This is a genomic window from Nonomuraea sediminis (genome assembly GCF_018531495.1).
GTDB lineage: Bacteria > Actinomycetota > Actinomycetes > Streptosporangiales > Streptosporangiaceae > Nonomuraea > Nonomuraea sediminis.
The window spans coordinates 340,113-364,961 of the sequence record NZ_JAHDTI010000011.1 but is presented as its reverse complement, the minus strand read 5'-3'; the positions used below and the strand labels follow the sequence as shown (position 1 = coordinate 364,961).

23 protein-coding genes are annotated in these 24,849 nt (G+C 71.7%); 9 read left to right on the top strand and 14 right to left on the bottom strand.

The annotated features are described in order from the left end of the window. Positions 1-142: 142 nt before the first annotated feature. The 3 genes from KIK09_RS39255 to KIK09_RS58315 all read right to left on the bottom strand — a co-directional run bounded on the left by KIK09_RS39255 (position 143) and on the right by KIK09_RS58315 (position 2,985). Positions 143-523 carry a DUF6463 family protein gene (locus KIK09_RS39255; RefSeq protein WP_214324549.1) on the bottom strand — a complete coding sequence of 127 codons (381 nt, stop codon included), beginning with the start codon at positions 521-523 and terminating at the stop codon, positions 143-145. Between the two features lie 97 nt (positions 524-620). After that, positions 621-1,136, bottom strand: a complete 516-nt coding sequence (locus KIK09_RS39250; RefSeq protein WP_214324548.1) for a TetR/AcrR family transcriptional regulator — start codon at positions 1,134-1,136, stop codon at positions 621-623. Positions 1,137-1,560: 424 nt separating this feature from the next. Then, positions 1,561-2,985 carry an MFS transporter gene (locus KIK09_RS58315; RefSeq protein ID WP_308164583.1) on the bottom strand — a complete coding sequence of 475 codons (1,425 nt, stop codon included), beginning with the start codon at positions 2,983-2,985 and terminating at the stop codon, positions 1,561-1,563. Between the two features lie 35 nt (positions 2,986-3,020). Between KIK09_RS58315 and KIK09_RS39235 the strand changes: the two genes are divergently transcribed. Next, positions 3,021-4,193, top strand: a complete 1,173-nt coding sequence (locus tag KIK09_RS39235) for an ROK family transcriptional regulator (protein ID WP_214324547.1) — start codon at positions 3,021-3,023, stop codon at positions 4,191-4,193. Between the two features lie 21 nt (positions 4,194-4,214). On the opposite strand, the gene KIK09_RS39230 is transcribed toward KIK09_RS39235, so the two are convergent. Continuing rightward, positions 4,215-5,045 carry an alpha/beta fold hydrolase gene (locus KIK09_RS39230; RefSeq protein WP_250574536.1) on the bottom strand — a complete coding sequence of 277 codons (831 nt, stop codon included), beginning with the start codon at positions 5,043-5,045 and terminating at the stop codon, positions 4,215-4,217. Continuing rightward, the gene (locus tag KIK09_RS39225) at positions 5,042-5,563 is read right to left on the bottom strand and encodes a PadR family transcriptional regulator (protein ID WP_214324545.1); all 522 of its coding nucleotides are present in this window, start codon (positions 5,561-5,563) and stop codon (positions 5,042-5,044) included. Before KIK09_RS39225 ends, KIK09_RS39230 begins: the two co-directional genes overlap by 4 nt. 219 nt (positions 5,564-5,782) lie before the next feature. Here KIK09_RS39225 and KIK09_RS39220 point away from each other — a divergent pair, with 219 nt between their 5' ends. Both KIK09_RS39220 and mihF read left to right on the top strand, forming a co-directional pair. Then, the gene (locus tag KIK09_RS39220) at positions 5,783-6,187 is read left to right on the top strand and encodes a GlcG/HbpS family heme-binding protein (protein WP_214324544.1); all 405 of its coding nucleotides are present in this window, start codon (positions 5,783-5,785) and stop codon (positions 6,185-6,187) included. Positions 6,188-6,290: 103 nt separating this feature from the next. After that, the gene (mihF, locus tag KIK09_RS39215) at positions 6,291-6,596 is read left to right on the top strand and encodes an integration host factor, actinobacterial type (protein ID WP_214324543.1); all 306 of its coding nucleotides are present in this window, start codon (positions 6,291-6,293) and stop codon (positions 6,594-6,596) included. A gap of 259 nt (positions 6,597-6,855) precedes the next feature. On the opposite strand, the gene KIK09_RS39210 is transcribed toward mihF, so the two are convergent. Beyond that, entirely contained in the window at positions 6,856-7,503 is a 648-nt protein-coding gene (locus tag KIK09_RS39210; RefSeq protein WP_214324542.1) for a response regulator, read from the bottom strand. Then, positions 7,494-8,741 carry a sensor histidine kinase gene (locus tag KIK09_RS39205; protein WP_214324541.1) on the bottom strand — a complete coding sequence of 416 codons (1,248 nt, stop codon included), beginning with the start codon at positions 8,739-8,741 and terminating at the stop codon, positions 7,494-7,496. Before KIK09_RS39205 ends, KIK09_RS39210 begins: the two co-directional genes overlap by 10 nt. Before the next feature lie 186 nt (positions 8,742-8,927). Between KIK09_RS39205 and KIK09_RS39200 the strand changes: the two genes are divergently transcribed. Both KIK09_RS39200 and KIK09_RS39195 read left to right on the top strand, forming a co-directional pair. After that, positions 8,928-10,184, top strand: a complete 1,257-nt coding sequence (locus KIK09_RS39200) for an acyltransferase family protein (protein ID WP_214324540.1) — start codon at positions 8,928-8,930, stop codon at positions 10,182-10,184. Between the two features lie 47 nt (positions 10,185-10,231). Further along, entirely contained in the window at positions 10,232-10,714 is a 483-nt protein-coding gene (locus tag KIK09_RS39195; RefSeq protein ID WP_214324539.1) for a GNAT family N-acetyltransferase, read from the top strand. On the opposite strand, the gene KIK09_RS39190 is transcribed toward KIK09_RS39195, so the two are convergent. Continuing rightward, the gene (locus KIK09_RS39190; RefSeq protein ID WP_214324538.1) at positions 10,711-11,727 is read right to left on the bottom strand and encodes a DUF4344 domain-containing metallopeptidase; all 1,017 of its coding nucleotides are present in this window, start codon (positions 11,725-11,727) and stop codon (positions 10,711-10,713) included. The two genes, KIK09_RS39195 and KIK09_RS39190, sit on opposite strands and share 4 nt — an antisense overlap. 84 nt (positions 11,728-11,811) lie before the next feature. On the opposite strand from KIK09_RS39190, the gene KIK09_RS39185 reads away from it, so the two are divergent. Continuing rightward, positions 11,812-14,310, top strand: coding sequence for a DEAD/DEAH box helicase (locus KIK09_RS39185; protein ID WP_372455737.1), 2,499 nt, complete (start codon positions 11,812-11,814; stop codon positions 14,308-14,310). Positions 14,311-14,326: 16 nt separating this feature from the next. Here the strand turns inward: KIK09_RS39185 and KIK09_RS39180 are convergent, their stop codons facing one another. After that, a complete protein-coding gene (locus tag KIK09_RS39180; RefSeq protein WP_214324537.1) occupies positions 14,327-15,868 on the bottom strand; it encodes a PucR family transcriptional regulator in 1,542 nt (513 codons plus the stop codon). Between the two features lie 103 nt (positions 15,869-15,971). Between KIK09_RS39180 and KIK09_RS39175 the strand changes: the two genes are divergently transcribed. Further along, positions 15,972-17,156 carry an MFS transporter gene (locus KIK09_RS39175; RefSeq protein ID WP_214324536.1) on the top strand — a complete coding sequence of 395 codons (1,185 nt, stop codon included), beginning with the start codon at positions 15,972-15,974 and terminating at the stop codon, positions 17,154-17,156. Beyond that, on the top strand, positions 17,149-18,006 hold the full coding sequence (locus tag KIK09_RS39170; RefSeq protein WP_214324535.1) for an alpha/beta fold hydrolase: 858 nt from the start codon (positions 17,149-17,151) through the stop codon (positions 18,004-18,006). Before KIK09_RS39175 ends, KIK09_RS39170 begins: the two co-directional genes overlap by 8 nt. Here KIK09_RS39170 and KIK09_RS39165 read toward each other — a convergent pair. After that, a complete protein-coding gene (locus KIK09_RS39165; protein WP_214324534.1) occupies positions 18,003-18,560 on the bottom strand; it encodes a hypothetical protein in 558 nt (185 codons plus the stop codon). The two genes, KIK09_RS39170 and KIK09_RS39165, sit on opposite strands and share 4 nt — an antisense overlap. 17 nt (positions 18,561-18,577) lie before the next feature. On the opposite strand from KIK09_RS39165, the gene KIK09_RS39160 reads away from it, so the two are divergent. Beyond that, positions 18,578-19,072 carry a DUF2087 domain-containing protein gene (locus KIK09_RS39160; protein ID WP_443678885.1) on the top strand — a complete coding sequence of 165 codons (495 nt, stop codon included), beginning with the start codon at positions 18,578-18,580 and terminating at the stop codon, positions 19,070-19,072. Here the strand turns inward: KIK09_RS39160 and KIK09_RS39155 are convergent. The 4 genes from KIK09_RS39155 to KIK09_RS39140 are packed head-to-tail and all read right to left on the bottom strand — an operon-like array spanning position 19,069 to position 24,840. After that, entirely contained in the window at positions 19,069-19,707 is a 639-nt protein-coding gene (locus KIK09_RS39155; RefSeq protein WP_214324532.1) for a tyrosine-protein phosphatase, read from the bottom strand. The genes KIK09_RS39160 and KIK09_RS39155 overlap by 4 nt on opposite strands. Beyond that, entirely contained in the window at positions 19,707-21,314 is a 1,608-nt protein-coding gene (locus KIK09_RS39150) for a beta-N-acetylhexosaminidase (protein ID WP_214324531.1), read from the bottom strand. Before KIK09_RS39150 ends, KIK09_RS39155 begins: the two co-directional genes overlap by 1 nt. A gap of 11 nt (positions 21,315-21,325) precedes the next feature. Then, entirely contained in the window at positions 21,326-23,281 is a 1,956-nt protein-coding gene (locus tag KIK09_RS39145; protein ID WP_214324530.1) for an NPCBM/NEW2 domain-containing protein, read from the bottom strand. 11 nt (positions 23,282-23,292) lie between these two features. Beyond that, positions 23,293-24,840, bottom strand: coding sequence for an alkaline phosphatase D family protein (locus tag KIK09_RS39140; protein WP_214324529.1), 1,548 nt, complete (start codon positions 24,838-24,840; stop codon positions 23,293-23,295). Between the last annotated feature and the right edge of the window lie 9 nt (positions 24,841-24,849).

Below are 24,849 nucleotides of genomic sequence, written 5' to 3'. Positions count from 1 at the left end.
ACGGCAGCGCCCAACCTCCCTCACGGCGCCAGCACCAGGCGCCGGAACGGCGAGACAACGTACGGGAGAGGTCGGTGCCGCGTGCGGCGAGCTGGCCACGGGCACCCCAGGTGCCGCGTCGGTGAGGTGGGGACGGTGAAGGTCAGGTCGTTCGGGACGGGGTGGGGTTCTTGGCGGCGTAGAGCGTGAGGGCTCCGATGATCGCGACCAGCCAGAAGCCGGAGACCGGGATGAGCACCAGCATCGGGACGGCGATTACCAGGAGCCAGACGCCGAGTTGTGCAGGCAGCCTGCCGGTCTGGGCGACAGTCCAGTTGGCGAGCCCGCCCAAGGCGAACATCGCGGGGCTGAGCACGACGAACCAGACCGCGGCCAGCCGGTCATCGTGTCCTTCCAAGGTGTTGAACAGGCCGTCCCTGGCGATGTCGACAAACGCCCCGTGCAAGAACACCACGCTGTAGGCCAGGTGCAGCGCGCCGGTGATCACGAGCAGGCGCGGGATCCAGCGAGTAAGAGTGGTCATGATCGATTGCCCTTTCGCTCATGGAGGGGATCCGGGGGGATCGAGTGGTTCAGGATCATCGAAGGGCCGGAGCCCACGGGGATCGAGTGGTTCGGGATCACCGAAGGGCCAGCGCCCACATCGTCTGCAGACGGTCGGCGCTCAGCGCAGGGAGCACGTGGTTGCCGCCGATCAGCACCAGGTACATCAGGTCGCCAAGATCGGGGTTGCGGCCCAGGTCGGTCATCAGGCCCCGCAAGTAGTCCACCCGGGTACGGTCCACCCGCTGCTGCATGGCGGCGACCTGCGGATCCTGCTGCGCCCAGGCACGCATCGCGATCTCAAGCGCGGGATCGCCACCACGGCTGAGCACCGTCGCAGACAACAGGCTCAGCTTCTCGTCGGCCGTGGCACGGGAGTCGGCCTCGACCTGGTCGATGATCCGGGTGGTGGTCCTGGCCTCGTAGTGGGCCAGCAGCGCGGTGCGGTAACCGGCGAGGCCGCCGAAATGATGGTAGAAGGAGCCTTTGCTCAGGCCGAGCGCTCCACTGAGCCGCTCGATGGTCAGCGCCGGCGCCCCCCGCTCGGCGAGGATCACCAACCCCGCGTTCAACCAGTCTTCCTTGCCCGCCATAGATCAACCGTACCATACGGTATGGTATGCCCCCTGATCCGGGGCCACCGAACCGACGTACGACGAAATTAGGCCGCCCGGTACGGCGGGAAGCGGACCACCGCTTGCGGCTTCGCAAGGCGTTACGGCAGGCCACCCACGAGACCCACACCCACGCACCCCCAGCCAGGCGCCGCGACGGCGAGAGGGGAACGGCGAAGTCGGCGCCCCATACGGCGAGCCCCACCAGGCGCCGCGTCGGCGAGACGACGTGCGGCGAAAGTCGGCGCCCTGTGCGGCGGGCCCCACCAGCCACCGGGACGGCGAGACGACCTGCGGCCGCAGCGCGAGCAGCGACTCCCGGAGGCGGCCGCGCGGCAACGCCCTGGGGAAGCCGCCGAAGAGCATGCAGGCAACGCCCACAGGTGGCTGATGGAGGGGCGGGTCAGGTGGTGGGCTGGTGTGGGTGGGTGGTGGCGCGGCGGATGGCGGGGGTGCCGGAGAGGGCTACGACGGCGGCGAGTAGGGCGGGGATGATGAGGGCGGTCGGGAGTGAGGCTGACTCGGCGACGTAGCCGAGGACGGCGGGGCCGATGAGCAGGCCGCTGTAGCCGAAGGCCGTCACCAGGGAGAGTGCCCGGCCGACCGGACCGCCCGCGGCGCCGACCGCGCTGAAGATGACGGGCACGACGGGGGCCAGGCCGACGCCCGCCAGCGCCCATCCCACCCAGGCGACCGGCAGGCGGAGCGATGCTCCGGTCGCGGGGGCGGCGAGTACGAGTACGTACCCGGCTGTGGCCAGGATTCCGGCGAGCTGGATCGTCCGCACAGGGCCGAGCCGTGCCCTGATGGGGTCACCCAGCAGCCGCACGGTTGTCATCGCCACCGAGAACACCGTGTACGCCAGCGGCGCCAACGCCGGGTCGGCGCCCAGGATCCAGCGGGCGTGCAGCGAGGTCCAGTCGATGGCCGCGCCCTCACTCAGATGCCCCGCGAACGCCGCCACCCCCAGCAACGCGATCAGCCCCACCCCCAGCGGCACACGCCTCACCGGGCGTTCCAGAACGGCCTGCTGCTGCGACACAGCCCCGCCCGAGGAACGCCCGGACGACGCGCTACCCCCGTATCCCTCCGAAACGTCCCCCACGGCCTGCCGGGACACCCCAGCGGCCGTGGATGCCCCCGGGGCGGTGTCCAGGGCGGGCGTTGCGAAACGGTCAGAAGGGGTGGCGGAGGCGGTCCGGCCGGAAGGGGTGCCGGCCACGGGCTCGGGTGGCGTGCTTTGTGCGGAATGCACAAGCATGGACTCGGGGTACTGGGGTGGCTCCGGGAGGAGCCAGCGGGCGGCCGCGAGGTAGCCGAAGGGCACCACGAGGGCGGCGGCGATGAGGAGGGCCTGCGGGTCGAGGCCGAGCCGGAGGGTACCGGCCGTGATGGCGCCGGCGGCGGCTCCGCCGAGGCTCCAGGTGCCGTGGAAGGCGGAGATGATCGGGCGACCGTAGGCGCGTTCGACCTCGACAGAGTGGGCGTTCATGGCCACCTCGGTCACGCCCACGCCGATGCCGAACAGCACCGCGAGCGCCGCCAGCGACCAGTACGAGGGCGCGAGCGCGGGCCCGAGCAGCACGACGGCCGACAGCGGCCCGCCGATCCAGCACATGCGGCGACTCGACCAGCGGTCCACGAGCGGGCCCGCGATCAGCATCGACACCAGCGCGCCCCCGGAGATCAGCAGCAGCACGCTGCCGAGCCGTCCGGGACCGAGGTGCAGGCGTTCGCTGAGCGACGGCAGCCCGGCCGCCCACAGTCCCAGCACGAAGCCACTCAGGAAGAAGAACCCGAACACCGCGATGCGCGCCTTTTTGTTCACGGCTAGAGCATAATAAGCGGGAGGAGGTGGCCACAATGACTGTGACCGGCGCCACAACCAGCGTGGAGCTGCGCGAGCACAACAGGGCCAGGCTGCTGCGCGCCGTGCACGCCTGCGGCGCGAGCCGTACCCGATCGCAGCTCACCAAGGAGCTCGAGCTCGCCCGCGGCACCGCGTCCGTGCTGGTCGGCGGGCTGGTGGCGGACGGGCTGCTGCACGAGGAGCCGTCGGCGGGGCACGGCAGGGGCCGCCCCACCCAGATCCCAGGACCGCATCCGCGCGGCCCACTCGCCCTGGCCGTGGACCTGCGCGAGGACGCGTGGGAGATCGCCGCCTGCGAGCTCGGCGGCCGCCTGACCGTCCTGGACGACTGGCCGCACCAGGGCTCCCCCGCCAGGACCCTGCGCCCCCTCGGCGACGCCCTGCGTGCCCACATCAGGCAGTACGGCTCCCGCGTCGTCGGCGTCGGCCTGGCGGTGCCCGGCCCGATCCGCGACGGCCACCTGGTCGACGTGGCCCACCTCGGCTGGCGGGCCGTGGACGTGCCCGCCCTGCTGGGCGCACTGGACGTGCCGCTGGACGTGAGCAACGACACGGTGTGCGCGGCGTTGGCCGAGGCACGGCGCGGGCGGATGGCGGGCGTCCGGGTCGGGTTGCACGTGCACGTGGACTTCGACCTGGGCGGCGTGCTCGTGGTCGACGGGCGGCCACTGGGCGGGGCGAGCGGGGTCGGGGCCGAGTTCGGGCACATGCCGCTCACCGGCGGCACCGGGCGGTGCATGTGCGGGGCCGTGGGCTGCTGGGGCATGGACATGGGTTCGAACGCCCTGCTGCGCCACCTGGGCCTGCCCGCGGGCGGTGGCAAGGGCCGCGAGGAGGCGCAGGCGATCCTGGCCAGGGGCGACGCCGCGGCGCGCGCGGCGGTGGCGGCCAACGCCACAGCGCTCGGCACCGGACTGGCCGCCCTGGTCAACGCGCACGACCCGGAGATCGTCACCCTCTCGGGTCTCGGCCTGGACCTGCACGCCAAGGCCGCCGAGCCCCTCGAGGCGGCCTTCCACGACCGCCTGATGACGATCCGCCGCGACCACCCGCCGGAGATCGCCCCCTCGACCCTGTCGCGCCGCGGGCCCCTCTTGGGCGCCATGGAGTCGGTCTTCGACGCGTTCCTCACCCCCGAGGGCCTCAGACGCTGGCGAGGAGCTTGAGCAAGGGCGCCGACCAGCCGCTCAGGGACCGGCCAGGAGCTTGAGCAGGGCTTCCTGGTCAGCGAAGGCGGCGAAGTGGCCGCCGGAGAGGTAGGTGGCGGTCGCCGACGGAAGGGTCGCGGCGAAGTCGCGGACGAGCTCGACCGGCACCTTCGGGTCCTCGGTCCCGTGGAGCAGGTGCACGGGCGCCCGCACGTCCGTGATGGCGAACGGCCACGGCTCCAGGTGCCTGATCAGGTCCTCGGCCATCGCGGCGCCACCCTGCCTGACGGCTTCCGAGGCATCCGCGGCGAACCGGTTGGGGCCGCCCGCCGTACCCATGAGCTGCAGGAAGACCTGTCGATCAGCGTCGGGAAGCTCGCGCGCGACACGGGCGGCGGCTATGACGGGATTCTGCAGGGAGACCATGGCGCGCGCTGACCAGGAGCACAGCCGCCGCAGCAGCCACGGCGCGCGCCCGGCCAGCCACCAGTACAGGGCGTCGGTACGGCTGGCCGGCGTCCACCGGCGATCCCGCGGGACCGGCGGCATCCCGGCCAGCAGCGTGACGCCGGTGACCAGCGAGGGCCGCGCGGCGGCCAGCCCGAGCGCGCTGGAGGCCCCGAGCGACACGCCGGCCACGGCGACCCGTCCGAGCCCCAGCCGCTCGACCAGGCCGAGAACCTGCGTGACCCACGTCGAAGGGTCGGTGGGAGAGCTCAGCCCGTAACCGGGCCGGTCCAGGGCCACGATCCGCAGGCCGCGCAGGTCGCCGGTGAGCGTCCATCCGGCGTTGAGCCGCGACGAGGCGTACCCGTGGACGAACAGCACCGGCCGCCCCGCCGGATCCCCGTACTCCTGATATCCGATCATCGCGGCCACGCCTCCACTGTCTCGATCGCCCATTCCGCCCACGTCACGACCGCCTCCAGGCGCAGGATGCCCGCCTGCAGCCCGAGCAGCGCCGCCCGGTCGGCGGGCCTGCTCAGGTCAAGCCGCCCCTTCATCGCCCGCATCCCCTTCAGCCGAGCCCGGTGGTACTCCAGCTCCTCCCGCAGGAACCCGCGCGCCTCCCCCGGGCTCACCACCCACAGCGCGAACGACCGCAGCACGGTCTCGTTGCGCTGCGAGTGGTCCGCCGAGCTGGTCAGCAACCATTCGCGCAGCTCACCCAGCCCCTTCTCGGTGATCTCGTACGGCGTGCGTCCCCGTGGCCCGGAGTCCAGCTCCCGCAGGAGCCCGTCGGCGTGCATCCGCTTGAGCTCCGGGTAGACCTGCGTGGGCTTGGCATGCCAGACGAACTTGAGCACGCCGTCGAACTCCTGCCCGATGTCATACCCGCTGCGCGGGGCCGCGGCGATCATCGTGAGCAGCGCCATCCGAAGTGACATGCACGCACCATACTAAAAAATTTCACTGTCAAACCAGTGCTTAAGGGCCCGCGACACGCCCGAGCATCACGGTGTGACGGATACCACGCGCGAGGGTGTAAAACGCCCATCGAGCTCAGCCGTCACACCACAGAAGGGCGATCTTGCGGTGCAAGGTTCGCGGGCTGTACGGATGGAGCGTTCGATGGGTGGAAATCTCGGGACCTTGGGGTACAACGCGTGAATCTCGAACTCGCGCTCCGCATGTGCGAAGCGGCGCTGAAGCAGGCCGCCCGCGAGGGGGCGCTCATCTCGGTCGCGGTGGTCGACGCGGGCGGGCATCTGGTGACGTTCCAGCGTATGGAGGGTGCGGAGATCGCCGGGCCGGTGCTGGCGCCCGGCAAGGCCTACACCTCGGTGGCCAACAGGATGTCCACCGCAGACCTGCATCCGCTGACCCTGCCGGGCGGCGAGCTGTACGGCCTGGCAGGCGACCGTTTCGTGTGCTTCGGAGGTGGCATCCCGTTGTGGGCGGACTACGGTGAGGGGGAACGCGTGGTCGGCGGAGTGGGGGTCAGCGGAGGCACCGTCGCGCAGGACGTGGCGTGCGCAGAGGCGGCCGCATCGGTGTGGCGTACACGCTGAGCGGGCGCTTTCCGCAACACGAACCGCTGGTATCCGCCATGATTAGCCACTGCACATGGGGTAACAGAATCCCGATCGTTAACTCCCCGAGGAGAGAAGAGAGATGGCACTTCCCACACTCACTCCTGAGCAGCGCAAGGCGGCTCTGGAGAAGGCGGCCGAGGCCCGCGCGGCTCGCACCGCGCTGCTCGCGAAGGTCAAGGCCGGCGAGCTGACGTTCGCCCAGCTGCTCGAGCGCGACGACGACATCGCCAAGAAGATCAAGGTCTCGCAGGCGCTGCGCGCGGTCAAGGGTGTCGGCCCCGCCAAGGCCAACGCCCTGATGGAGGAGGCGGGCGTCGACGAGAAGCGCCGCCTCGGCGGCCTGGGCGCCCAGCAGCGCAAGAAGCTGGTGGAGGCGCTGGGCTAGCTCCCGGCTGCTGCCAGGTCCGCGCGGCCGCGCACGTTCCACGGCGTGTACGGCAAGCCGCGCGGACCGGCCACGGTCCCGCACGGTCGGGCCCCGCCACGGATCCCAGCACGCGGTGCGGCCGGGGTCCGGGGTCCCCCTCCAGGGCCCACAGTGCGGCGTAACGGCGGTCAGCCGTCACCCCTTCAGGCCTGGCGTCTCCCTGGAGGCCCTCAGCCGAAGTGCGGCGACTGGCGGTGGGGCGGCCTGCCGTGAAGGATCAGGACCGCAGATAGGCCAGCACGGCGAGAACCCTCCGGTGCTGGTCGGAGTCGTCGGCGTAGAGGCCGAGCTTGCTGAAGATGCTGCGGATGTGCTTCTCCACCGCGCCGTCGCTGATGACCAGCTGGCGCCCGATCGCCGGGTTGGACTTGCCCTCGGCCATCAGCCCGAGCACCTCGCGTTCGCGCGGTGTGAGCTGGGCGAGCGGGTCGTCCTTGCGTCTGCGGACCATCAACTGCGACACCACCTGCGGGTCGAACACGGTGCCGCCCGCGGCCACCCGCCGCAGGCCTTCCAGGAACTCCTCGACGTCGACGACCCGGTCCTTGAGCAGGTAACCCACCGCGCCGCGGGCGTCGGCGAGCAGGTCGTCGGCGTAGGAGACCTCGACGTACTGCGACAGGATCAGCACCGGCGCGCCGGGCACGCGCACGCGCGCCTCGACGGCCGCCCTGAGCCCCTCGTCGGTGAAGGACGGCGGCATCCGCACATCCACCACCGACACGTCGGGCTTCAGCGACGCGATGGCCTCCACCAGGGCGACGCCGTCACCCACCTGCGCCACCACGTCGAAGTCGAACTCCTCCAGCAGCCTCACCAGGCCCTCACGGATGAGAACGGCATCGTCGGCCACGACTACGCGCACGGAACCTCCGCCATGATCAATGTCGGCCCGCCGACAGGTGACTGCACGACCAGCTCCCCGTCGACCGCGCGAAGCCGGTCGGCCAGCCCGGCCAGACCGTGTCCCTTGGCGACGTGTGCGCCGCCCACCCCATCATCGCCGATGGTCAGCACCAGCATGTCCCCCACCCGGACGAGCTGGATGGTGCAGACGGTGGCGCGGCTGTGCTTGGCCACGTTGGTCAGGTTCTCGGCGGCGACGAAGTAGATCGCGTTCTCCACGGCCGCCTGGTAGCGCTCGACGGTCTGCACGTCCAGCTCGACGGGGACGGTGCAGCGGCCGGCCAGCGCGGCCAGCGCGGGGGCCAGGCCGCGGTCGGTGAGGATGGGCGGGGCGATGCCGCGCGAGAGGGCGCGCAGCTCGTCGAGCGTCTCGCGGGTGGCGGTGATGGCGGAGGTGATCGTGGCCTGGGCGGCCTCGGGGTCCTTCTGCATCTGCCGCTGCGCCCGCGACAGCTCCATGGCCAGCGACACCAGGCGCTGCTGCGGCCCGTCGTGGATGTCGCGCTCCAGCTTGCGCAGCGCGTTGGCCTCGGCGGAGACGGCGGCGGCGCGGCCCTCGGCCAGGTCGTCGATGCGCTCCTGCAGTTCGGCGACGCCGGTCAGCAGGGCGCGGCCGAGCCCGGCGCGCAGCAGCGCGGCGCCGCGGATGACGAACGGGCTGATGAACAGGAAGACCACGCCGAGCGTGACGTAGAAGACGACGTTGGTCTCGTAGCCCCTGCCGATGCCGAGCAGCTCGGGCAGCTCCACGTTGTGCGGGATCCGGCTGGTGTAGTAGCCGTAGATCGGGTAGGTCAGCCCGAGGATCGGCAGCATCCAGAACACCACGGTGAACACGAACGAGATGATCGAGATCGGGAAGTTGAAGATCCCGTGCAGCAGGTCGAGCCAGGACTGGCCGCTGGTCAGCGGGTTCACCAGGCGGCGGAAGCGGCCGGACCCGGGCGGGGCGGGCTTGTAGCGGGGGCGCACGGGAGGGCGGTCGAGCACGTCGGCCAGCCAACCGCGCTCGGCGTCGGCGAATCCCCTGGCGATCAGCAGCGTGCCCGCCAGGATCGGCACGCCGATCCACACCACCGCGGTGCCGAGCCCCGCGCAGAAGCCCGCGATCAGCAGGACGAAGGCGATGATGGCCGTGGGGAACCCCACCAGCGTGTAGCGCGTGTCGAGCAGGACACGCCTCATCCGGGAGCGCATGGCTTTCAGGCTACGACTCTGCCATGACCACGACGACCTGGCGTGCAGGCGTCTGGGGGTAGGGCTGGCCCTACCCCCGATGGTCGGGTGATCTTGACCCGGAGACGGGTGCTCACGGCAATGTGCCGGACCCCCTCCCGGCGGAAGCCTTGAGTCGTCCATCCCCGACGAATCGAGGCTCCCCTGATGACCGTCCTGCTGGAAAGGCCGACGACGACCGCGACGGCCGGGAGGGACCCGTTCATCGACGTGCTGCGCGTGTTCGGGATGGCGCTCGTCGTCCTGCAGCACTGGACGATCCCCGTGCTCGCCTACGACGGCGCCCGGCTGACCACCGGCAACGCGCTGTCCACGCCGGGCGTGTGGGTGGTCACCTGGATCAGCCAGGTGATGCCGCTGGTGTTCTTCGCCGGGGGCGCGGCCAACGCGATCAGCTTCGGCCGCACGCACCTGCCGGCGCCGCAGTGGCTGGCCTCGCGGCTACGCAGGCTGGCCTGGCCACTCCTGCCCTTGGCCGCGGTGTGGATCCCGCTCCCCCACCTGCTGCTGACGCTGGGCGTGCCCGCGCAGCCGCTCGAGGTGGGCGCGAAACTGACGGGCCAGTTGCTGTGGTTCCTGGCCGTCTACCTGATCGCCGTGACGGCCACGCCGTACCTGATGAGGCTGCACGACCGTTACGGCTGGCGGGTCCCCGCCGTGCTCGCCGCGGGGGCCGTGGTGACGGACGTGGCCAGGTTCTCCTCCGGTGTCGAGGCGGTGGGCTATCTCAACATCGTGTTCGTCTGGCTGGCGGTGCACCAGCTGGGCTTCTTCTACCGTGAGGGGCGCCTGGCCAGGCCCGGCCTGATGGCCGCGGGCGGGTTCGGCGCGGCGGCGCTGCTGGTGGCCTTCGGTCCGTATCCGGGCAGCATGATCGGCCTGCCGGGGGCCGAGGTGTCGAACATGGCGCCGCCCACCCTGGCCATGCTGGCGGTCGCGTTCGGCCAGATCGGCCTGGTGACGCTGCTGCGGTCGCGCATCCTGCGGCTGCCCACCGAGCGGGTGCTGGCCTGGGCCGGCCCGCGGATCATGACGGTCTACCTGTGGCACATGCCGGCGCTGTTCGCCGTCACCGGGGTCGTCGTGGTCGGGCTCGGCCTGGACACGCCCGCACCGGGGAGCGCGGGCTGGCTGGCCGGGTGGCCGCTGTGGTTCGGCGCGCTGTGCCTGGTGATGTGGCCGCTGCTGCGAGGCTTCGCCCGCTTCGAGGAGCCGCCGGCGCTGCCGTACGGCAGGGCCACCTGGACCTCCGTGCTGGCCTCCACCGGGCTGATCGGGGCGGGGCTGCTGACGCTGACCGTGGCCGGGTTCGCGCCGGGGATCGCGCCGGTGGCGGCGGTCGCGGCCCTCGTGGGCGGGCTGCTGCTGACCGGGCCCAGGGCGCAGGTGCCCGCGCTGGTGTGAGGGGGCGGAAACACGCCGTTCATCCGGGGGTTGCCACAATCCGTTCCATGACTGAGATCCGCCCGCTGGAAGAGACCGACCTGCCGGCCGTCGCCTCGATCTACGCCCACTACGTCGCCAACAGCGTGGCCACCTTCGACGAGAGCGCGCCCGACGTGGCGGCGTGGCGGGCCAAGGCCGCCGGCGCCGCCGTCTTCCTGGTGGCCGAGGAGGGCGGGGACGTCCTCGGCTTCGCCTACGCGGGGCAGTACCGGCCCAAGCCCGGCTACCGGCACAGCCTGGAGGACACCATCTACCTGGCCCCCGGCACCACCGGCCGCGGGCTCGGCCGGCGCCTGCTCGGCGAACTGATCGAGCAGTGCAGGCAGAGCGGCGCCCGGCAACTGGTGGCCGTGGTGGCCGACTCCGGGGACCCCTCCTCGCTGCTGCTGCACGAGTCGTTCGGGTTCAAGCAGGCGGGGCGGCTGGAGGCGATCGGCTTCAAGCACGGCCGGTGGATCGACACGATTCTGCTCCAGTTGCTCTTCTAGTCGCCGTGGTCGGCCGACGTGGTGTGCAGCAGCCGCGACGGGCTCACGGAACCCGTGGGGCTCGGCATCTCCGCCGGAGACGGCGAGGCCGAGGCCGACGGCAGGTCCTTGCGCAGGTGCGGGTCCAGGAGCGTGCTCCAGGCGTGGGCCATCTTCCTGTACTCCTCCTCGCAGCGCTGGGCCCGCGAGACCGGCAGTTCGCCGTCGGACACGAGCTGCAGGAAGGCGTTGTGGTTCGAGCCGTACAGGTAGCACATCATGTTGTAGTAGCGCTGCATGCTCAGCGAGTGCTCGTCGGCGAAGGCGCGCTTGTCGACGGGCTCGGTCTGCGACATCCGCCCCCAGGTCTCGATCGTGCTGATGATGTCGGTGTAGTCGTCCTGGTCCTCGGCGCCCTGGATGAGCACCAGGGCAGACAGCTGGTCCACGGCGTCCTCCTCCCTGCCGGTGGCGGGCAGGTCGTACAGGTCGATCAGGCCGTGCCCGAGCTCGTGGTAGAAGATGCCGTTCATGGCGCCTACCACGTTCTTGTCCACCTCCTTGGCGCTGGGCTTGGACTTCTCGCCCTTCTCAGGCTTGCGGAACAGATCCAGCAGGTAGTCGATCATCTCGTAGCAGATGACGATCGACCTGGAGTCGGGGTCGTACAGGGCGTTGACCGAGTCGCACTGCTCGGCGTTGATCGGGATGTTGGCCGGCGGGATGAAGCCGTCGTTGGCCGTCTGCGCCCAGTCCTCGAGCAGGTGGTTGTCCTTCATCAACTTCTGCCCGGCGAGCAGCGACCTGTCATCCGGCGGGTCGTAGTCCGGCACGAAGGCGTACCTGCCGGTGGAACCGGGGCTCGGGCTCGGCGCCGAGCCTGACGGCGCCGCCGTACCACTCGGCTTCGGACCTGAGGCGGAAGCGGACGGCAACCCATGGGCGCCCGAGAGATCGGACATGGGCAGCGGACCGTTGCCGCATGCGCTGAGGGCGAGCGCCACCGCGCCCGCGACAAGCAGTCGACCTTTCATAGCAATATGGAATCAAACAGCTACTGAGCGTCATCACTCGGGGTTGGTTCGACCATCCGGCCCAGGCTCGGCAGGATAGGGAGGGTGAGCCTACTCGTTGACCGCCTGCCAGAAGAGATCGACGCCGATCCCGACACCATCTTCGAAGCGTTCGCCTCGTGGAACGCCGAGCGGGGGCTCACCCTCTATCCCGCTCAGGAGGAGGCGCTGATCGAGGTCGTCTCCGGCAGCAACCTGATCCTGGCCACGCCCACGGGCTCGGGCAAGTCGCTGGTGGCGGCGGGGGCTCACTTCGCCGCCCTGACCAGGGACATGCGCACCTTCTACACCGCGCCGATCAAGGCGCTGGTGTCGGAGAAGTTCTTCGACCTGTGCGCGATCTTCGGCACCGAGAACGTGGGCATGATGACCGGCGACGCCAGCGTCAACCCCGGCGCGCCGATCATCTGCTGCACCGCGGAGATCCTGGCCAACGTCGCGCTGCGTGACGGCGCTAAGGCCGACATCGGCCAGGTCGTGATGGACGAGTTCCACTTCTACGCCGAGGCCGACCGCGGCTGGGCGTGGCAGGTGCCGCTGCTCGAGCTGCCGAACGTGCAGTTCGTGCTGATGTCGGCGACGCTGGGTGACGTCTCCATGTTCGAGCGGGACCTGACCCGGCGCACCGGGCGGCCGACGGCCGTGGTCAAGCACGCCGAGCGGCCGGTGCCGCTGGTGTACTCCTACCGGATGACGCCGCTGCACGAGTCGCTCGAGGAGATGCTCAGCACCGGCATGGCCCCGGTCTACGTCGTGCACTTCACCCAGGCCGCGGCGATGGAGCGCGCCCAGGCGCTGATGTCGATCAACATGGCGACCAAGGCCGAGAAGGACGCCATCGCCACTATGATCGGCGGCTTCCGCTTCACCACCCGCTTCGGCCGCGCGCTGTCCCGGCTGGTACGGCACGGCATCGGCGTCCACCACGCGGGCATGCTGCCCAAGTACCGGCGCCTGGTGGAGCGGCTGGCCCAGGCCGGGCTGCTGAAGGTCATCTGCGGCACCGACACGCTCGGCGTGGGCGTGAACGTGCCGATCCGCACGGTGCTGTTCACCGCCCTGTCCAAGTACGACGGCAACAAGGTGCGCCGGCTGCGGGCCCGCGAGTTCCACCAGATCGCCGGCCGGGCGGGCCGGGCGGGCTTCGACACGATCGGCTACGTGGCCTGCCAGGCGCCCGAGCACGACGTCGAGAACGCCAGGGCCCTGGCCAAGATCGGCGACGACCCGAAGCGGCGCCGCGGCTACGCGCGCAAGAAGCCGCCGGAGGGGTTCGTCGGCTGGAGCGAGGACACCTTCACCAAGTTGCAGGAGGCCGAGCCGGAGCCGCTGGCCTCCCGCTTCAAGGTGAGCAACGCGATGCTGCTTGCCGTCATCAACCGGCCCGGCGACTGCTTCCAGGCGATGAAGCACCTGCTGACCGACAACCACGAGGACCGCAAGTGGCAGCGGCGGCACATCAGCCAGGCCATCGCGATCTACCGGTCGCTGCTGGCCGGCGGCATCGTCGAGCAGCTGCGCGAGCCCGACGAGCAGGGCAGGCGGGCCAGGCTGACGATCGAGCTGCAGGAGGACTTCGCGCTCAACCAGGCGCTGTCGACCTTCGCGCTGGCGGCCTTCGACCTGCTCGACCGGGAGTCGCCCAGCTACGCGCTGGACATGGTCTCGATCGTCGAGTCGATCCTCGATGATCCGCGGCAGATCCTGTCGGCGCAGCTGAAGAAGGCCAGGGGCGAGGCCGTCGCACAGATGAAGGCCGACGGGCTCGAGTACGAGGAGCGCATGGACGCCCTCGCCGAGATCATGTATCCGATGCCGCTGGAGACCCTGCTGCTGGGCGCCTACGAGACCTACCGGCGCGGCCACCCGTGGGTGGGCGACTACACGGTCAGCCCCAAGGCGGTCGTGCGCGACATGTTCGAGCGGGCGATGACGTTCGCCGAGTACATCCAGTTCTACGAGCTGGCCCGCTCGGAGGGCACCGTGCTGCGGTACCTGGCCGACGCCTACCGGACGCTCAGTCGTACCGTCCCCGAGCATCTGAAGACCGAGGATCTGGTCGACCTGATCGAGTGGCTGGGCGAGCTGGTCAGGCAGGTCGACTCCTCGCTGATCGACGAGTGGGAGAAGCTGGCCAACCCCCAGGAGGCGCTGGAGAAGCAGCAGGAGCTGGAGGCCAGGGTGCGGCCGGTCACCGGCAACCCGCGCGCCTTCAGGGTGCTGGTGCGCAACGCCATGTTCCGCCTGGTCGAGCTGTGCGCGATCGAGAAGGAGGACGAGCTGGAGGAGCTCGCCCCCGACGTCGACTGGGGCGCGGCGCTGGACGCCTACTACGACGAGCACGAGGAGATCCTCACCGACGCCGACGCGCGCGGGCCCGCCCTGCTGCGCATCGAGGAGGAGAGCGGGCTGTGGAAGGTCCGCCAGACCATCCGCGACCCCGCCGGTGACGGCGACTGGGGCATCGACGCCCAGGTCGACCTGGCCGGCTCCGACGAGGAGGGCCGCGCGGTCCTGCACGTCCAGGGCCTCAACCGGCTCTGACGGTACGGCGGGCCGCTCACCCGCCCAGGCGCAGCCGCAGCCAGGTCGTCAGGCGGGTGTCGGGATCGGCCAGGTCGAGGCCCGTTTCCGCGAGCCGGCGAATGCGGTACCTGAGCGTGTTGGGGTGGACGCCGAGCCGCTCGGCCGCCACGCGCACGTCGCCGTGGCTCTCGATCCAGGCCAGCACCGTCTCCTCGGAGCCCGCCGCCGCGGCCTCGTGCAGCAGCAGGTGCGGATGCCCGTCCAGGAGGGCGCGCAGTTCAACCAGCGCGGCGGTGGCGCGCACCTCCTCGATCGTGGCCGCGGCCGCGTCCGAGGTTCGCAGCGCGGCGAGCGCGAGGTCGGCGTGGTGCCGTGAGACGGGCAGGTCCTCGGGCTGGACTCGGCTGCCGACCGCGGCCGTCAGGCGGCGGCGCAGCCCGAGCCGCACGGTGAGCTGGGAGGCGACCTCCTTGAGCGCGGCCTTGTCCGGGGCGGGCATCACGCAGTAGACGGTCGCGCCGCGCAGCACGCACGCGGCGGTGCGCCGGTAGGCGTCCAGGTAGGTGGCCACGTCATCGAGCAGGTGCTCCCCAGGCGCGTCCTCGCACGCGACGGCCATGACCGCCAGCGGCCCGCCGGGATCGAGGCCGAGCCGCTGGCAGGCCGTGGCCGCGTCCTTGCCGTCGAGCGCCTGCCCGGCCAGCTCGCCCCGCCGTTCGCGATCCGCGGTGCGGGCCGTCCGTACGCGCAGCAGGTGCGCGCCCGCGAGCCGGGCGAACTCCTCCGCCAGCGCGACCCTGTCGCCGGACAGTTGCTCGTGGCCCTCGAGGATCCACATCATGCCCAGCGGCTCCGGCCCGCTGCGGATCCCGACGCCGATGCGCCAGATCCGCTGCCCCTCCTGGTCGTAGGGCTCGCCGGTGTAGAAGCGCAGCGCCCGCTCGCCGGACAGCAGCAGCCGCCTGGTCTCGGGCGGGGCGCTGCGCGCGGGCACGGTCTTGTTCAGGATGACCTCACGCTGCAGGTCGTCGTTCACCTGCCCGGGCACGGCCGAGTAGGCAAGCAGCCGCCACTGCGTGTCCAGGATGGCCGCCGGCCGGTCGAGCGTCTCAGCGACCGCGTTGACCAGCGCGTTGAGGTCGCCGACGGGGGCGCTGCCCAGGTCGGGGCTGGGCGGGGCGACCAGGCTGTCGCCGAGCAGCACCGCGTCCTCGACGAGCGTGTGCAGGTGGCTCCAGGTCATCGCCCCCGGCAGCGCGACCACCGCCACCCCGGCTCGCTCCGCCGCCGCCACCAGTTCCGCGCCTGCGGCGGTCGGTGTGGCGTCCATGCGCAGGACCGCGGCGGAGGCGCCGTGCAGGCGCTCGAGGACCGGGGCGGCCTCGCCGGGCGCGACCCCGACGAGCAGCACGATCGATCCGGGCCGAGGCGGGGCGGCGCTCATCGGGTCGTCGATCGCCGGCCCTGAGACGGGCACGTCGAGGCCGCGGGGCGCGGCGACGACCGTGAGGTAGCGGGCGCCGACGCGTTCGATCACCTGGGCCAGCGACGGCTCGAGGTACTCGACTTGGTCCATCAGCCAAGGGTAATGGCCATACCTTTGCCGATCGGACAAGGATCGGAGGGTTGTCCGTCATCCAGAGTTGGCCCATGCACAAGCCGATCGTCCGCGGCCCGTCATGAGGCTCTATCCCGTCTTCGCCGTCGGCATGCTGGCGATCACCGACGCGTTCGTGAACCAGGCGCTGAGCGTGCTCGCTCCCGACATCACGGCCTCGTTAGGAGGCTCGGCCGGTGCGCTCACCTCGTTGCTGGCGATCCAGCTGCTGGCCGTGGGCACCGCGCCGTTCCTGATGTCCGCGCTGGTCAGGGGCCGCCCGATCAGGGCAGCCGTGTCGATCGTGACCGGGATCGTGTGGAGCGCGGCCACGTTCGCGATGGCCTTCGCCGGGAACATGTGGGTGCTGGGCGCGCTGCTGCTGGTCAGCGGCCTGGCCAACGGGAGCCAGATCGCCCTGCACGCGCCGCTGCTCGCCGACCTCTACCCACCGGCCGTGCGCGGCCGGGTGCTCGCCCTGTACGGCGCGGCGATGCCGGCCGGGGCGATCCTCAGCCCCCTCACCGTGTCCGCGCTGGCCGGGTGGCTCGCCCTGGACTGGCGGGCGGTCTACGCGGTGCTGGGCGCGCTGTCGCTGCTGGGCTGCCTGTCGGCGCTGCGGTTGCGGGACCCGGGGATCGGCAGGTTCGAGGCGGCCACGGGCGGCGGGCTGCTGCGCTCGCGGACGCTGCGGCGGGTGTTCGCCTCCTTCGCCGCCTACGGCATGCTGCTGGTGCCCGCCGCGACGTTCCTGTCGACGAACCTGAAGCAGCGCTGGGGGCTCGAGGCCGACGCGCGCGGCCTGTTCACGGCGTGCTGCTCGGCCGCGGCCATCCTGGTGCTGATCACGCTGGGGCGGCGGCTCGACGGGGTGTTCCGCGGGGATCCGCGCCGCCTGCCGTACGTGATCGCGGCCGTCATCGCCTGCTCGGGTGCGGCGATCGCGCTGGGGGCGGTGGCGCCGAGCCTGCCGCTGGCGATGGCGGGGTTCTTCGCGGGGCTGGTGCTGACGCCGCTGATCGTCCCGATGATGACGCTGATCATGGTGGCGGTGACCGCGCCCGCCGGGCGCAGCTACATGGCCAGCGTGTTCGGCATCGGGCTTGCGGTGGGCGGGCTGGCGGGAGCGGGGCTGCTGAGCGCCGTGGGGCAGTCGTGGGGTGCGGCCGCGATCGCGGTTCCCGGGCTGGTCGCCGGGCTGATCATCGCCTCGGCCGCGCGTACCGTCCTGAGTGATCTGATCGAGGAGCGGAGCGTTCATGTCTGACGTGTTCGGTGAGCCCGGGTTCGCGCGTCTGCCGGACGGGCGGCGGCTGCAGTACGTCAGCCAGGGCTCCGGCAGGCCGGTCGTCATCCTGGAGTCGGGGCTGGGCGCCTCGCGCACCGAGTGGGCCCTGGTGATGCCCGCCATCGCCGGGCACACCCGCGTCGTGGCCTACGACAGGGCCGGGCTCGGCGGCAGCGACCCCGACCCGCGCCGCCGCGACCTGGAGCGCATGGTGGACGACCTGGACCACCTGCTGGACCACCTGGGCGCGGACTCCTACGTCCTGGCCGGTCACAGCCTGGGCGGGCCCATCATCCGGCTGTACGCGGCCACGCGTCCCGAACGGGTCGCCGGGCTCGTGCTGATCGACCAGGCCGCCGAGGACCTCGACCTGTACTACAGGCGCGGCCAGCGGGCCGTCGTCCTCGGCATGCAGTCGGCCATGGCCGGGCTCGCCAGCGTCGGCGTCAAGGTCGTGCCTGCCGAGATCCGGCGGCTGGTCAAGCTGTTCCCGCCGGAGATGGGCGAGGTGGCACTGGCCGAGATGGGCCGCCCGTCGGAGATCCGCGCCACCAGGGCCGAGTACGCCGCTCTGGCGGAGGGCTTCGCCCGCCTGCGCGACTCCCCGGCCCCGCTGCCGGACGTGCCCGTCACGGCCATCACCGGCGGGCGCAGGACGAGCAAGCTGGAGAAGCGGCTGCACCCCCAGCTCCTGGCCAGCCACCGCCGCCAGGTCGCCTCTGTGCGGCAGGGCCGCCACGTGGTCGCGGAACGCTCGGGCCACATGGTTCCGCAGGACCAGCCCGACCTGGTCATCGAGGAGATCCTGCGCCTGGTCGGGAAGGCCTAGCAGGCGGCCAGGCCGCAGATCTTGGTGAGCATCCGGGCGGCGTCCGCGCTCTGGCGTTTGAAGTCGGCGGCGGACGGCTTGCCCCACTCCCCCGCCTGGGTGTAGATCACCAGGGCGTCGGCGCGGCGGGCCACGACGGCGCGCTCGCCGCCGACGCCGTGGGTGTTCTGGCCGGTCACGGTGATCGCCTCGTCGCCCAGGGAGACGGCCCGCCAGGAGAAACGGTAGTCCTTGGTGGAGCACTTCCTGGCCGCGGTCTTGAGCGCCTGGATCGCCTGGCCCGCGGCGGCGTCGGTCGCGTACAGCACCACCTGCTCGGACTTGGAGAAGTCGGGCACCGCCGTGTAGGTGATCGTCTTGGCCGCGGCGCGTCCCGCCTGCCCGAGTGCGGCCTTGTCGCACGGGTTGACCACGAGCTTGGCGCCCTTGCCGCGGCTGACGGCCCAGGTGGTCTGCGGGTCGCGGTCCTTCTTGGCGGCGGCCTGCTCGTAGAGCAGGAAGCCGTTGGGGATCGCGGTCGTCACGGCGGTCGCGAGCAGTAACAGGTTGATCATGGGTCAAAATGGTAAGGGTGAGCGCGCAAGACATCCGGCAGGTTCTGGGCCTGCTCTACCAGGACGACACCCGCGAGGCGTTCGCCCGGCTGGTGCTGGGCGGCACGGGCGACGGGCTGTCGCAGAAGGCGCTGGCCAAGCTGGCCGGGGGCGGCCTGGCCGTACAGGACGAGGGCGGGTGGCGGGCGCGGCCGGAGCGCTTCCGTGAGCTGCTCAAGGAAAGCGCGGAGCCGGCGGCCGAGCTCGACCCCGAGGAGCGGCTGCTGCGCACGTTCCTGGTGGACGGGCGGCTGGCCAGCATGCCGATGAAGCGCGAGAAGCGGCTGGTGGTCCTGCGCTACATCTCGCGGGTGTTCGAGCCCGGCGTCCGCTATTCGGAGAAGGACGTGAACGTGGCGCTGCGCGCCTTCCACGACGACTACGCCGCGCTGCGCCGGTACCTGATCGACGAGGACCTGCTGTCCCGCGGCGACGGCTTGTACTGGCGCAGCGGCGGCCCCATCGACCTCTAGGGCGCCGTCAGCCGGGCGCGCACCAGCGCGACCTCCTCGGGTCCCAGCCCGCCGTCCAGCAGGTACGGCTCGGCCCCGCCGTACCGCTCGCGCAGGTAGGCCAGGGTGGCCAGCATCGTGGCGGCGGTGATCTGGTCGAGCATCCAGGTCTGGCCGGGCGGCACGTGGCGGGCCGTGAGGGCGTAGTCGGCGGCGATCTCCTGCTCCGGCACGCCCGCCAGGGCCAGTGCCAGCGCCACGACCAGGCCGGTGCGATCCTTGCCCTGGTGGCAGTGGACCAGCACCCCGCCTTCCGGAGCCCGCGCGACGGCGCCGAGCACGGCGGCCAGGTTGACCTGGCCGCGGTCGAGGACGGCCCGGTAGATGGCGGGCAGCGTGTCGCCCATCGCCTGCAGCAGGGTGTCCTCGGCGCGCAGCACCGACAGGTTGCGGTAGGCCGGGTGTCCGGCCAGCGGGCTGGGGTCGTCGTCGGTCTCCGCGGCCAGGCGCAGGTCGAGGACGCGAGTGACGCCGTGGGCGAAGATCGCTTCCACGGTGTCGCGTCCCGGCCTGCCCGAGCGGACGAGGGCGCCGCGGCGGATCCTGCCACTTCCCAGGTCGCGGGCGTTCTGGCAGCCGGGCCAGTCGAGGATCATCAGGCGTTCCGCAGGTTGCTGGTCCAGGCGTCGATCGTGGCCTGCCAGGCGTCCGGGTCCTCGGGGCGGCCCGGTACTCCGGGCCTGGTCTGCCAGGGCAGCGGGCCGGATTCGCGGCGGTACTCGACGCCGAGCGCGTCCAGCCGGGACAGGTGGGCGGCCAGGCGGGCGCGGAAGTCCGGCAGGTCGCGTTCGGGGCCTGACCAGACGGTCTCGGCGAAGGCGGCCAGGCGGGGGAAGGCCATGTAGTCGATGCGCCGGTTGGAGTCGATCAGCTCGGTCCAGATGCCGCACTGCGCGCCCAGGACGTGCGCGGCCGCAGGATCGCCGCGCAGTTCCGCGGGGATCGGTTCGAAGGCGTAGACGTCGTCGAGGGTGAGCACGACGCCGAAGGGGACGGGCTCGTCGTCGCGCTCGCTCTGCCGGTAGTCGAAGTAGACGGAGGTGTTGGCGCAGTTGATCACGTCGTGGCCGGAGCGGGCGGCGGCGACCGCGCCCAGGTCGGCCCGCCAGGAGGCGACGACCGCGCCGGGCGCCAGGCCGCCCTCGAGGATCTCGTCCCAGCCGACCAGGCGGCGGCCGCGCCCGGCCAGGTAGTCGTCGAACTGGTGGATGAACCAGCTCTGCAGCTCGTCCTCGTCGCGCAGGCCGAGTTCGCGGATGCGCCGCTGGGCGGACGGGCTGGTGCGCCACTGGTCCTTGGGGCACTCGTCGCCGCCCACGCACACGTACGGGCTGGGGAACAGCTCGAGCACCTCGTCGAGCACGTTCTTGAAGAAGGCGATGGTGTCGTCCTCGACGTTGAGCACGTTGGAGCCGATCCCCCAGGTGCCGCTCACCTCGATCGGCGTGTCGAGGTTGCCCAGCTCAGGGTAGGCGGCGATGGCGGCCTGGGTGTGGCCGGGCAGGTCGATCTCGGGCACCACGCGGATGTGGCGGCGGGCGGCGTAGGCGACGATCTCGCGGACGTCGTCCTGGGTGTAGTAGCCGCCGTGCGGGCGGCCGTCCATCTCCCCCATCCAGCCGACCTGGCTCTCCTTGCGCCAGGAGCCGACCTCGGTCAGGCGCGGGTAGCGCTTGATCTCGACGCGCCAGCCCTGGTCGTCGCTCAGGTGCAGGTGCAGCACGTTCAGCTTGTGCACGGCCATCAGGTCGATGAAACGCAGCAGGTCGGCCTTGGTCATGAAGTGCCTGGCCACGTCGAGGATCGCGCCGCGCCAGCCGAAGCGCGGCGCGTCCTCCATGTGTACGGCCGGCACCTCCAGCGGGCCGCCCGCCGCGGCCCTGCGGAACGCGGCGGCGGGCATGAGCTGCCGCAGCGTCATCGCACCGTAGAAGGCGCCCGCGGGCCCGCCGGCGTCGATCTCGATGCCGTCGGGGCCAACGGTGAGCCGGTAGGCCTCGGGCGCCAGGTCGTCCAGCCCCAAGGTGATCGTTCCCGGGCCCGGCCTGCCGGGGAGCAGCTGGCCGCCGGTGACGGGCGACAGCTCGCCCCGCAGCCAGGCCGCCACCTCGCCGAGCGCGGGATCGGCGGCGAGCGCGGTCTCCCTGTCGAGGACGAAGCGGCCGAGGCGGGACTCGAACCGCGCGGGCTTGGGAACGATCATCAACGGGCCTCCTAGGAGCAGGTGATGGCCGCCTCGCCGAAGTCGGCGTGGTCGGATGTGGCGTTGTCGCCGCCGTTGGTCACGACGAGCCGCACGTAGCGGGCGCCGGTGACGTCGGCGGTGACCTTCTTGGCCGGCTGGGCGCCGGTGAGGATGCCGGAGTGCGCGGCGCGGCCGCCGTCGGCCCAGACCTCGAGGTCCACGGAGCCGGCGTCGCCGACCTCGTCGTCGACCCCGCCCTGGAACTCGACGGCCGAGCAGCGGCCCCCGGCGTAGAACTCGATCTCGGCGGGCGCGTGGGTGCCGAGCCCCTTGGCGTACTTGACGCCGCCGATGGTCAGGGGGAGGCCGTCGTTCTGGCCCTTGCCGCCGACGCTCTGGTCGCGCTCGACCGGTCCCCAGTAGTTGGCGGACTTGGTCCACGTCAGGTCGCTGATGGACGACCTGCCCGGCCCGGGTCCCTGGGCGACCCTGGCGACCGCGGCCCCGCCGAGCTTGACGCCTCCGGCGGCGGTGACCGTACCGGTCAGGTCGTAGGCCTTCTGCTCGGCCCCGGCGGGCGCGGTGACGGCCCACCTGGCGGTGAAGGTCTCCCCCGCGTCCAGTCCGCGCGTGGTGGTGCCGGTGCGCGGCGTGGCCGTCCACCCCTCGGGTACGGCGAGCGTCACCGCGACGTCGCGCAGCCGTTCGGTGCCACCGGTGTTGGTGACCGTGGCCGCGACCTCGGCCTGCTTGCCCGGTTCGAACACCGAGGGCCGGTTGTCGCCGAGGAACCTGGCCGGGTCGAGGTCGAAGGAGACCAGCGGCGCGGCGTGCTCGCGGCTCGGGCTGAGGCGGTACATGACGCTGCCGTGCCCGGGCACGGCGGCCGACAGGTCGCCCTTGGTGGACCAGACGGCGCCGGTCCACAGGTCCTCGACCCGGTAGCGGGAGGCGTCGGGCAGCTTCAACCGGCTCGCCTTGACCGAGATCGTGGTCTGCCGGTCGCTCTCGTTGTAGAGCACGACGGCCAGGTCGCCGTTCTCCAGCGGCTTGGTGATCACGTGGTACCAGCCGTCGGTCTGGGCGAAGCGGCCCATCGCGCCGAGCTTGTCCTGGTCGACGGCGACGACCTTGGGGTTGGCCACGATCGGGGCGGGCGCCTTGGCCGGGTCGGCCTGCAGGATGAGCGGGGCCGCGGCGACGGCCCAGAGGCTGAGCTGGGTGCGGTACTCGGCCTCGGTCATGCCGCCGAGCCCGGCCTGGATGAGGTCGGGGTCGGCCCAGGAGCCCTTGCCCGCGTGGTCGACGCGGAGCATCGTGGTCTCCCAGACGCTCAGCATGCCGGCGTAGGTGTCGGCGATCGGGCGGGTGACCAGGTTCGTGCGCCAGGTGGTGGCCACGTCCTTGCCCCACAGCCACGGCACCGTGCTGCCTTCCTCGTTGTTCATGGCGAAGGCGATCGAGTCGCCGAGGGCCTGGCGCATCGGCGGGTAGAGCGTCTGGGCGATGTCGCGGGTGCCCTTGCCTGGGAAGTCGGCGGTGGGGATGGCGCACCAGTCGTACTTGACGTAGTCGACGCCCCAGCCGCGGACCATGGCGGCGTCGTCGGCCTCGTGCTTGTAGGAGCCGCGGCCGGCGCCCGCGCAGGCCTTGGTGCCGGCCGACAGGCTGAGGCCGAGCTTGAGTCCCTTGGCGTGGACGTAGTCGGCCAGCGCCTTGACGCCGGCGGGGAAGCGGGCTGGGTCGGCGTTGCCGTCGGGGCCCTGCCAGCAGCCGTCGAGGATGACGTAGCGGTATCCGGCCTGGGCGAGCGGGGCCAGGTTGTCGGCGGCCTGCCGTACCGAGGTCTCGGAGACGGAGCAGCCCAGGGCGCGGCTGCTCCAGCCCATCGGCGGGGTGTCGACGGGCGGCGGGGCCGCGTTGGCGCTGGATAAGGGCATGACCAGCAGGACCGCCACCGTGAGGGCGGCCAGAAGCTTGCGCATCGGAGTTCCCGTCAGGCTGGGTTCAGCGTGGGGTTGCCGGGCTCGACGACGAACGAGCCGGAGGTGTAGGCCGGGTAGTGCGGCTGGGTGACGACGGCGAGCGAGCGGAAGTCGACCTTCATCTCGCTCTGGCTGATCTTGGCGTTGACGTAGCCGCGGCGGCCGTTGAAGAACTTGACGTGCGGGTTCTCGGCGAGGAGCTGGCGGGTGTTGGGGTACTCGTCCAGGCCGTTGCCCGCGCTGGTGATCGAGGTGGTGACCAGTTCGACGGCGACCGGCTTGGAGGCGGGGTCCTGGTGGTCGCGCTTGAGCTCGCCCGCCCAGTGGGAGTGCACGTCGCCGGTCAGGACGACGGCGTTGCGCTTGGCCTCGTCGATGGTGGCGGCCAGGCGGTTGCGGGAGCCGACGTAGCCGTCCCAGCCCTCGTTGGAGTAGCCCTTCTGCTCGCCGTTGACCCAGTCCATCTCCATCATGAACACCTGCTGGCCGATGACGTCCCAGGTGGCGGTGGAGCGGCGCAGTTCGTCGAAGAGCCAGGCCTCCTGCTCCTTGCCCATGATCGTGCGGTTGGGGTCGAGGCGCTGCGTGCAGTCGGGGCCGACGGTGGTGCTGGTGCCGGTGCAGGCGTACAGGTCGCGGTACTGGCGGGTGTCGAGCAGGTGCAGGTTGGCCACCGAGCCCCAGCGGAGGCTGCGGTACAGCTTCATCGACCAGCCGTCGGGGCGCTGGGCGCGGCGCAGCGGCATGTTCTCGTAGTAGGCCTGGAAGGCGGCCGCGCGGCGGGGCAGGAAGGGCGGGTCGGGCTGCTCGGGCACGTCACCGGCCCAGGCGTTCTCGATGTCGTGGTCGTCCCAGACCACCACCCACGGGGCGACGGCGTGGGCCTGCTGCAGGTCGGGGTCGGACTTGTGCTGGGCCTGGCGTAAGCGGTATCCGGCCAGGTCGAAGCACTCCCCGCCGGCCTGGTCGCGCACCGGGTACTTGTAGTCGCCGTACTCGTAGTAGTAGTCGCCGAGGAAGGCGATCAGGTCCGGGTGGTCCTCGGCCATCCTGCGGTAGGCGGTGAACCAGCCGGTCTGCCAGTCGGCGCAGGAGGTGAAGGCCAGGTTGAGCGCGCGGCTCGCCGTCCCCGCCGCAGGCGCGGTCAGCGTACGGCCGGCCGGGGAGATCTCGGTGCCGACGCGGAAACGGTAGAAGTACTCGGCGCCGGGGTCGAGGTGGTCGACCTCCACGTGGACGCTGTGCGCCTCCTGGGGTCTGGCGAGCTCGACGCCGCGCCGTACCACGTGCCGGAAGCCGTCGTCCTTGGCCAGCTGCCATTCGACGGGGACCGGCCGGTCGGGCATGCCGCCCAGGCCGTCGGGCGCCAGCGGGTCCATGGCCAGGCGCGTCCACAGGACCACGCCGTCGGGGGTGGGTTCGCCGGAGGCGATGCCTAACTGGAACACATCGGACAGGGGGGCACGGCGGACCGCCGCCCGCACGGGTGCTGCGGCACCCAGTGCGGCGGCGATGCCCATGCTCGCGCCCCCGGCGAAGAGAGAACGCCGGGTGATCATGATGTGGGG

Excerpts from the sequence above, each read along its gene's own strand:
- KIK09_RS39255 (WP_214324549.1), bottom strand. The coding sequence starts at position 523 with ATGACCACTCTTACTCGCTGGATCCCGCGCCTGCTCGTGATCACCGGC.
- KIK09_RS39250 (WP_214324548.1), bottom strand. The coding sequence starts at position 1,136 with ATGGCGGGCAAGGAAGACTGGTTGAACGCGGGGTTGGTGATCCTCGCC.
- KIK09_RS39235 (WP_214324547.1), top strand. The coding sequence starts at position 3,021 with ATGACTGTGACCGGCGCCACAACCAGCGTGGAGCTGCGCGAGCACAAC.
- KIK09_RS39230 (WP_250574536.1), bottom strand. The coding sequence starts at position 5,045 with ATGATCGGATATCAGGAGTACGGGGATCCGGCGGGGCGGCCGGTGCTG.
- KIK09_RS39225 (WP_214324545.1), bottom strand. The coding sequence starts at position 5,563 with ATGTCACTTCGGATGGCGCTGCTCACGATGATCGCCGCGGCCCCGCGC.
- mihF (WP_214324543.1), top strand. The coding sequence starts at position 6,291 with ATGGCACTTCCCACACTCACTCCTGAGCAGCGCAAGGCGGCTCTGGAG.
- KIK09_RS39205 (WP_214324541.1), bottom strand. The coding sequence starts at position 8,741 with ATGCGCTCCCGGATGAGGCGTGTCCTGCTCGACACGCGCTACACGCTG.
- KIK09_RS39200 (WP_214324540.1), top strand. The coding sequence starts at position 8,928 with ATGACCGTCCTGCTGGAAAGGCCGACGACGACCGCGACGGCCGGGAGG.
- KIK09_RS39195 (WP_214324539.1), top strand. The coding sequence starts at position 10,232 with ATGACTGAGATCCGCCCGCTGGAAGAGACCGACCTGCCGGCCGTCGCC.
- KIK09_RS39190 (WP_214324538.1), bottom strand. The coding sequence starts at position 11,727 with ATGAAAGGTCGACTGCTTGTCGCGGGCGCGGTGGCGCTCGCCCTCAGC.
- KIK09_RS39180 (WP_214324537.1), bottom strand. The coding sequence starts at position 15,868 with ATGGACCAAGTCGAGTACCTCGAGCCGTCGCTGGCCCAGGTGATCGAA.
- KIK09_RS39175 (WP_214324536.1), top strand. The coding sequence starts at position 15,972 with ATGAGGCTCTATCCCGTCTTCGCCGTCGGCATGCTGGCGATCACCGAC.
- KIK09_RS39170 (WP_214324535.1), top strand. The coding sequence starts at position 17,149 with ATGTCTGACGTGTTCGGTGAGCCCGGGTTCGCGCGTCTGCCGGACGGG.
- KIK09_RS39165 (WP_214324534.1), bottom strand. The coding sequence starts at position 18,560 with ATGATCAACCTGTTACTGCTCGCGACCGCCGTGACGACCGCGATCCCC.
- KIK09_RS39155 (WP_214324532.1), bottom strand. The coding sequence starts at position 19,707 with ATGATCCTCGACTGGCCCGGCTGCCAGAACGCCCGCGACCTGGGAAGT.
- KIK09_RS39150 (WP_214324531.1), bottom strand. The coding sequence starts at position 21,314 with ATGATCGTTCCCAAGCCCGCGCGGTTCGAGTCCCGCCTCGGCCGCTTC.
- KIK09_RS39145 (WP_214324530.1), bottom strand. The coding sequence starts at position 23,281 with ATGCGCAAGCTTCTGGCCGCCCTCACGGTGGCGGTCCTGCTGGTCATG.
- KIK09_RS39140 (WP_214324529.1), bottom strand. The coding sequence starts at position 24,840 with ATGATCACCCGGCGTTCTCTCTTCGCCGGGGGCGCGAGCATGGGCATC.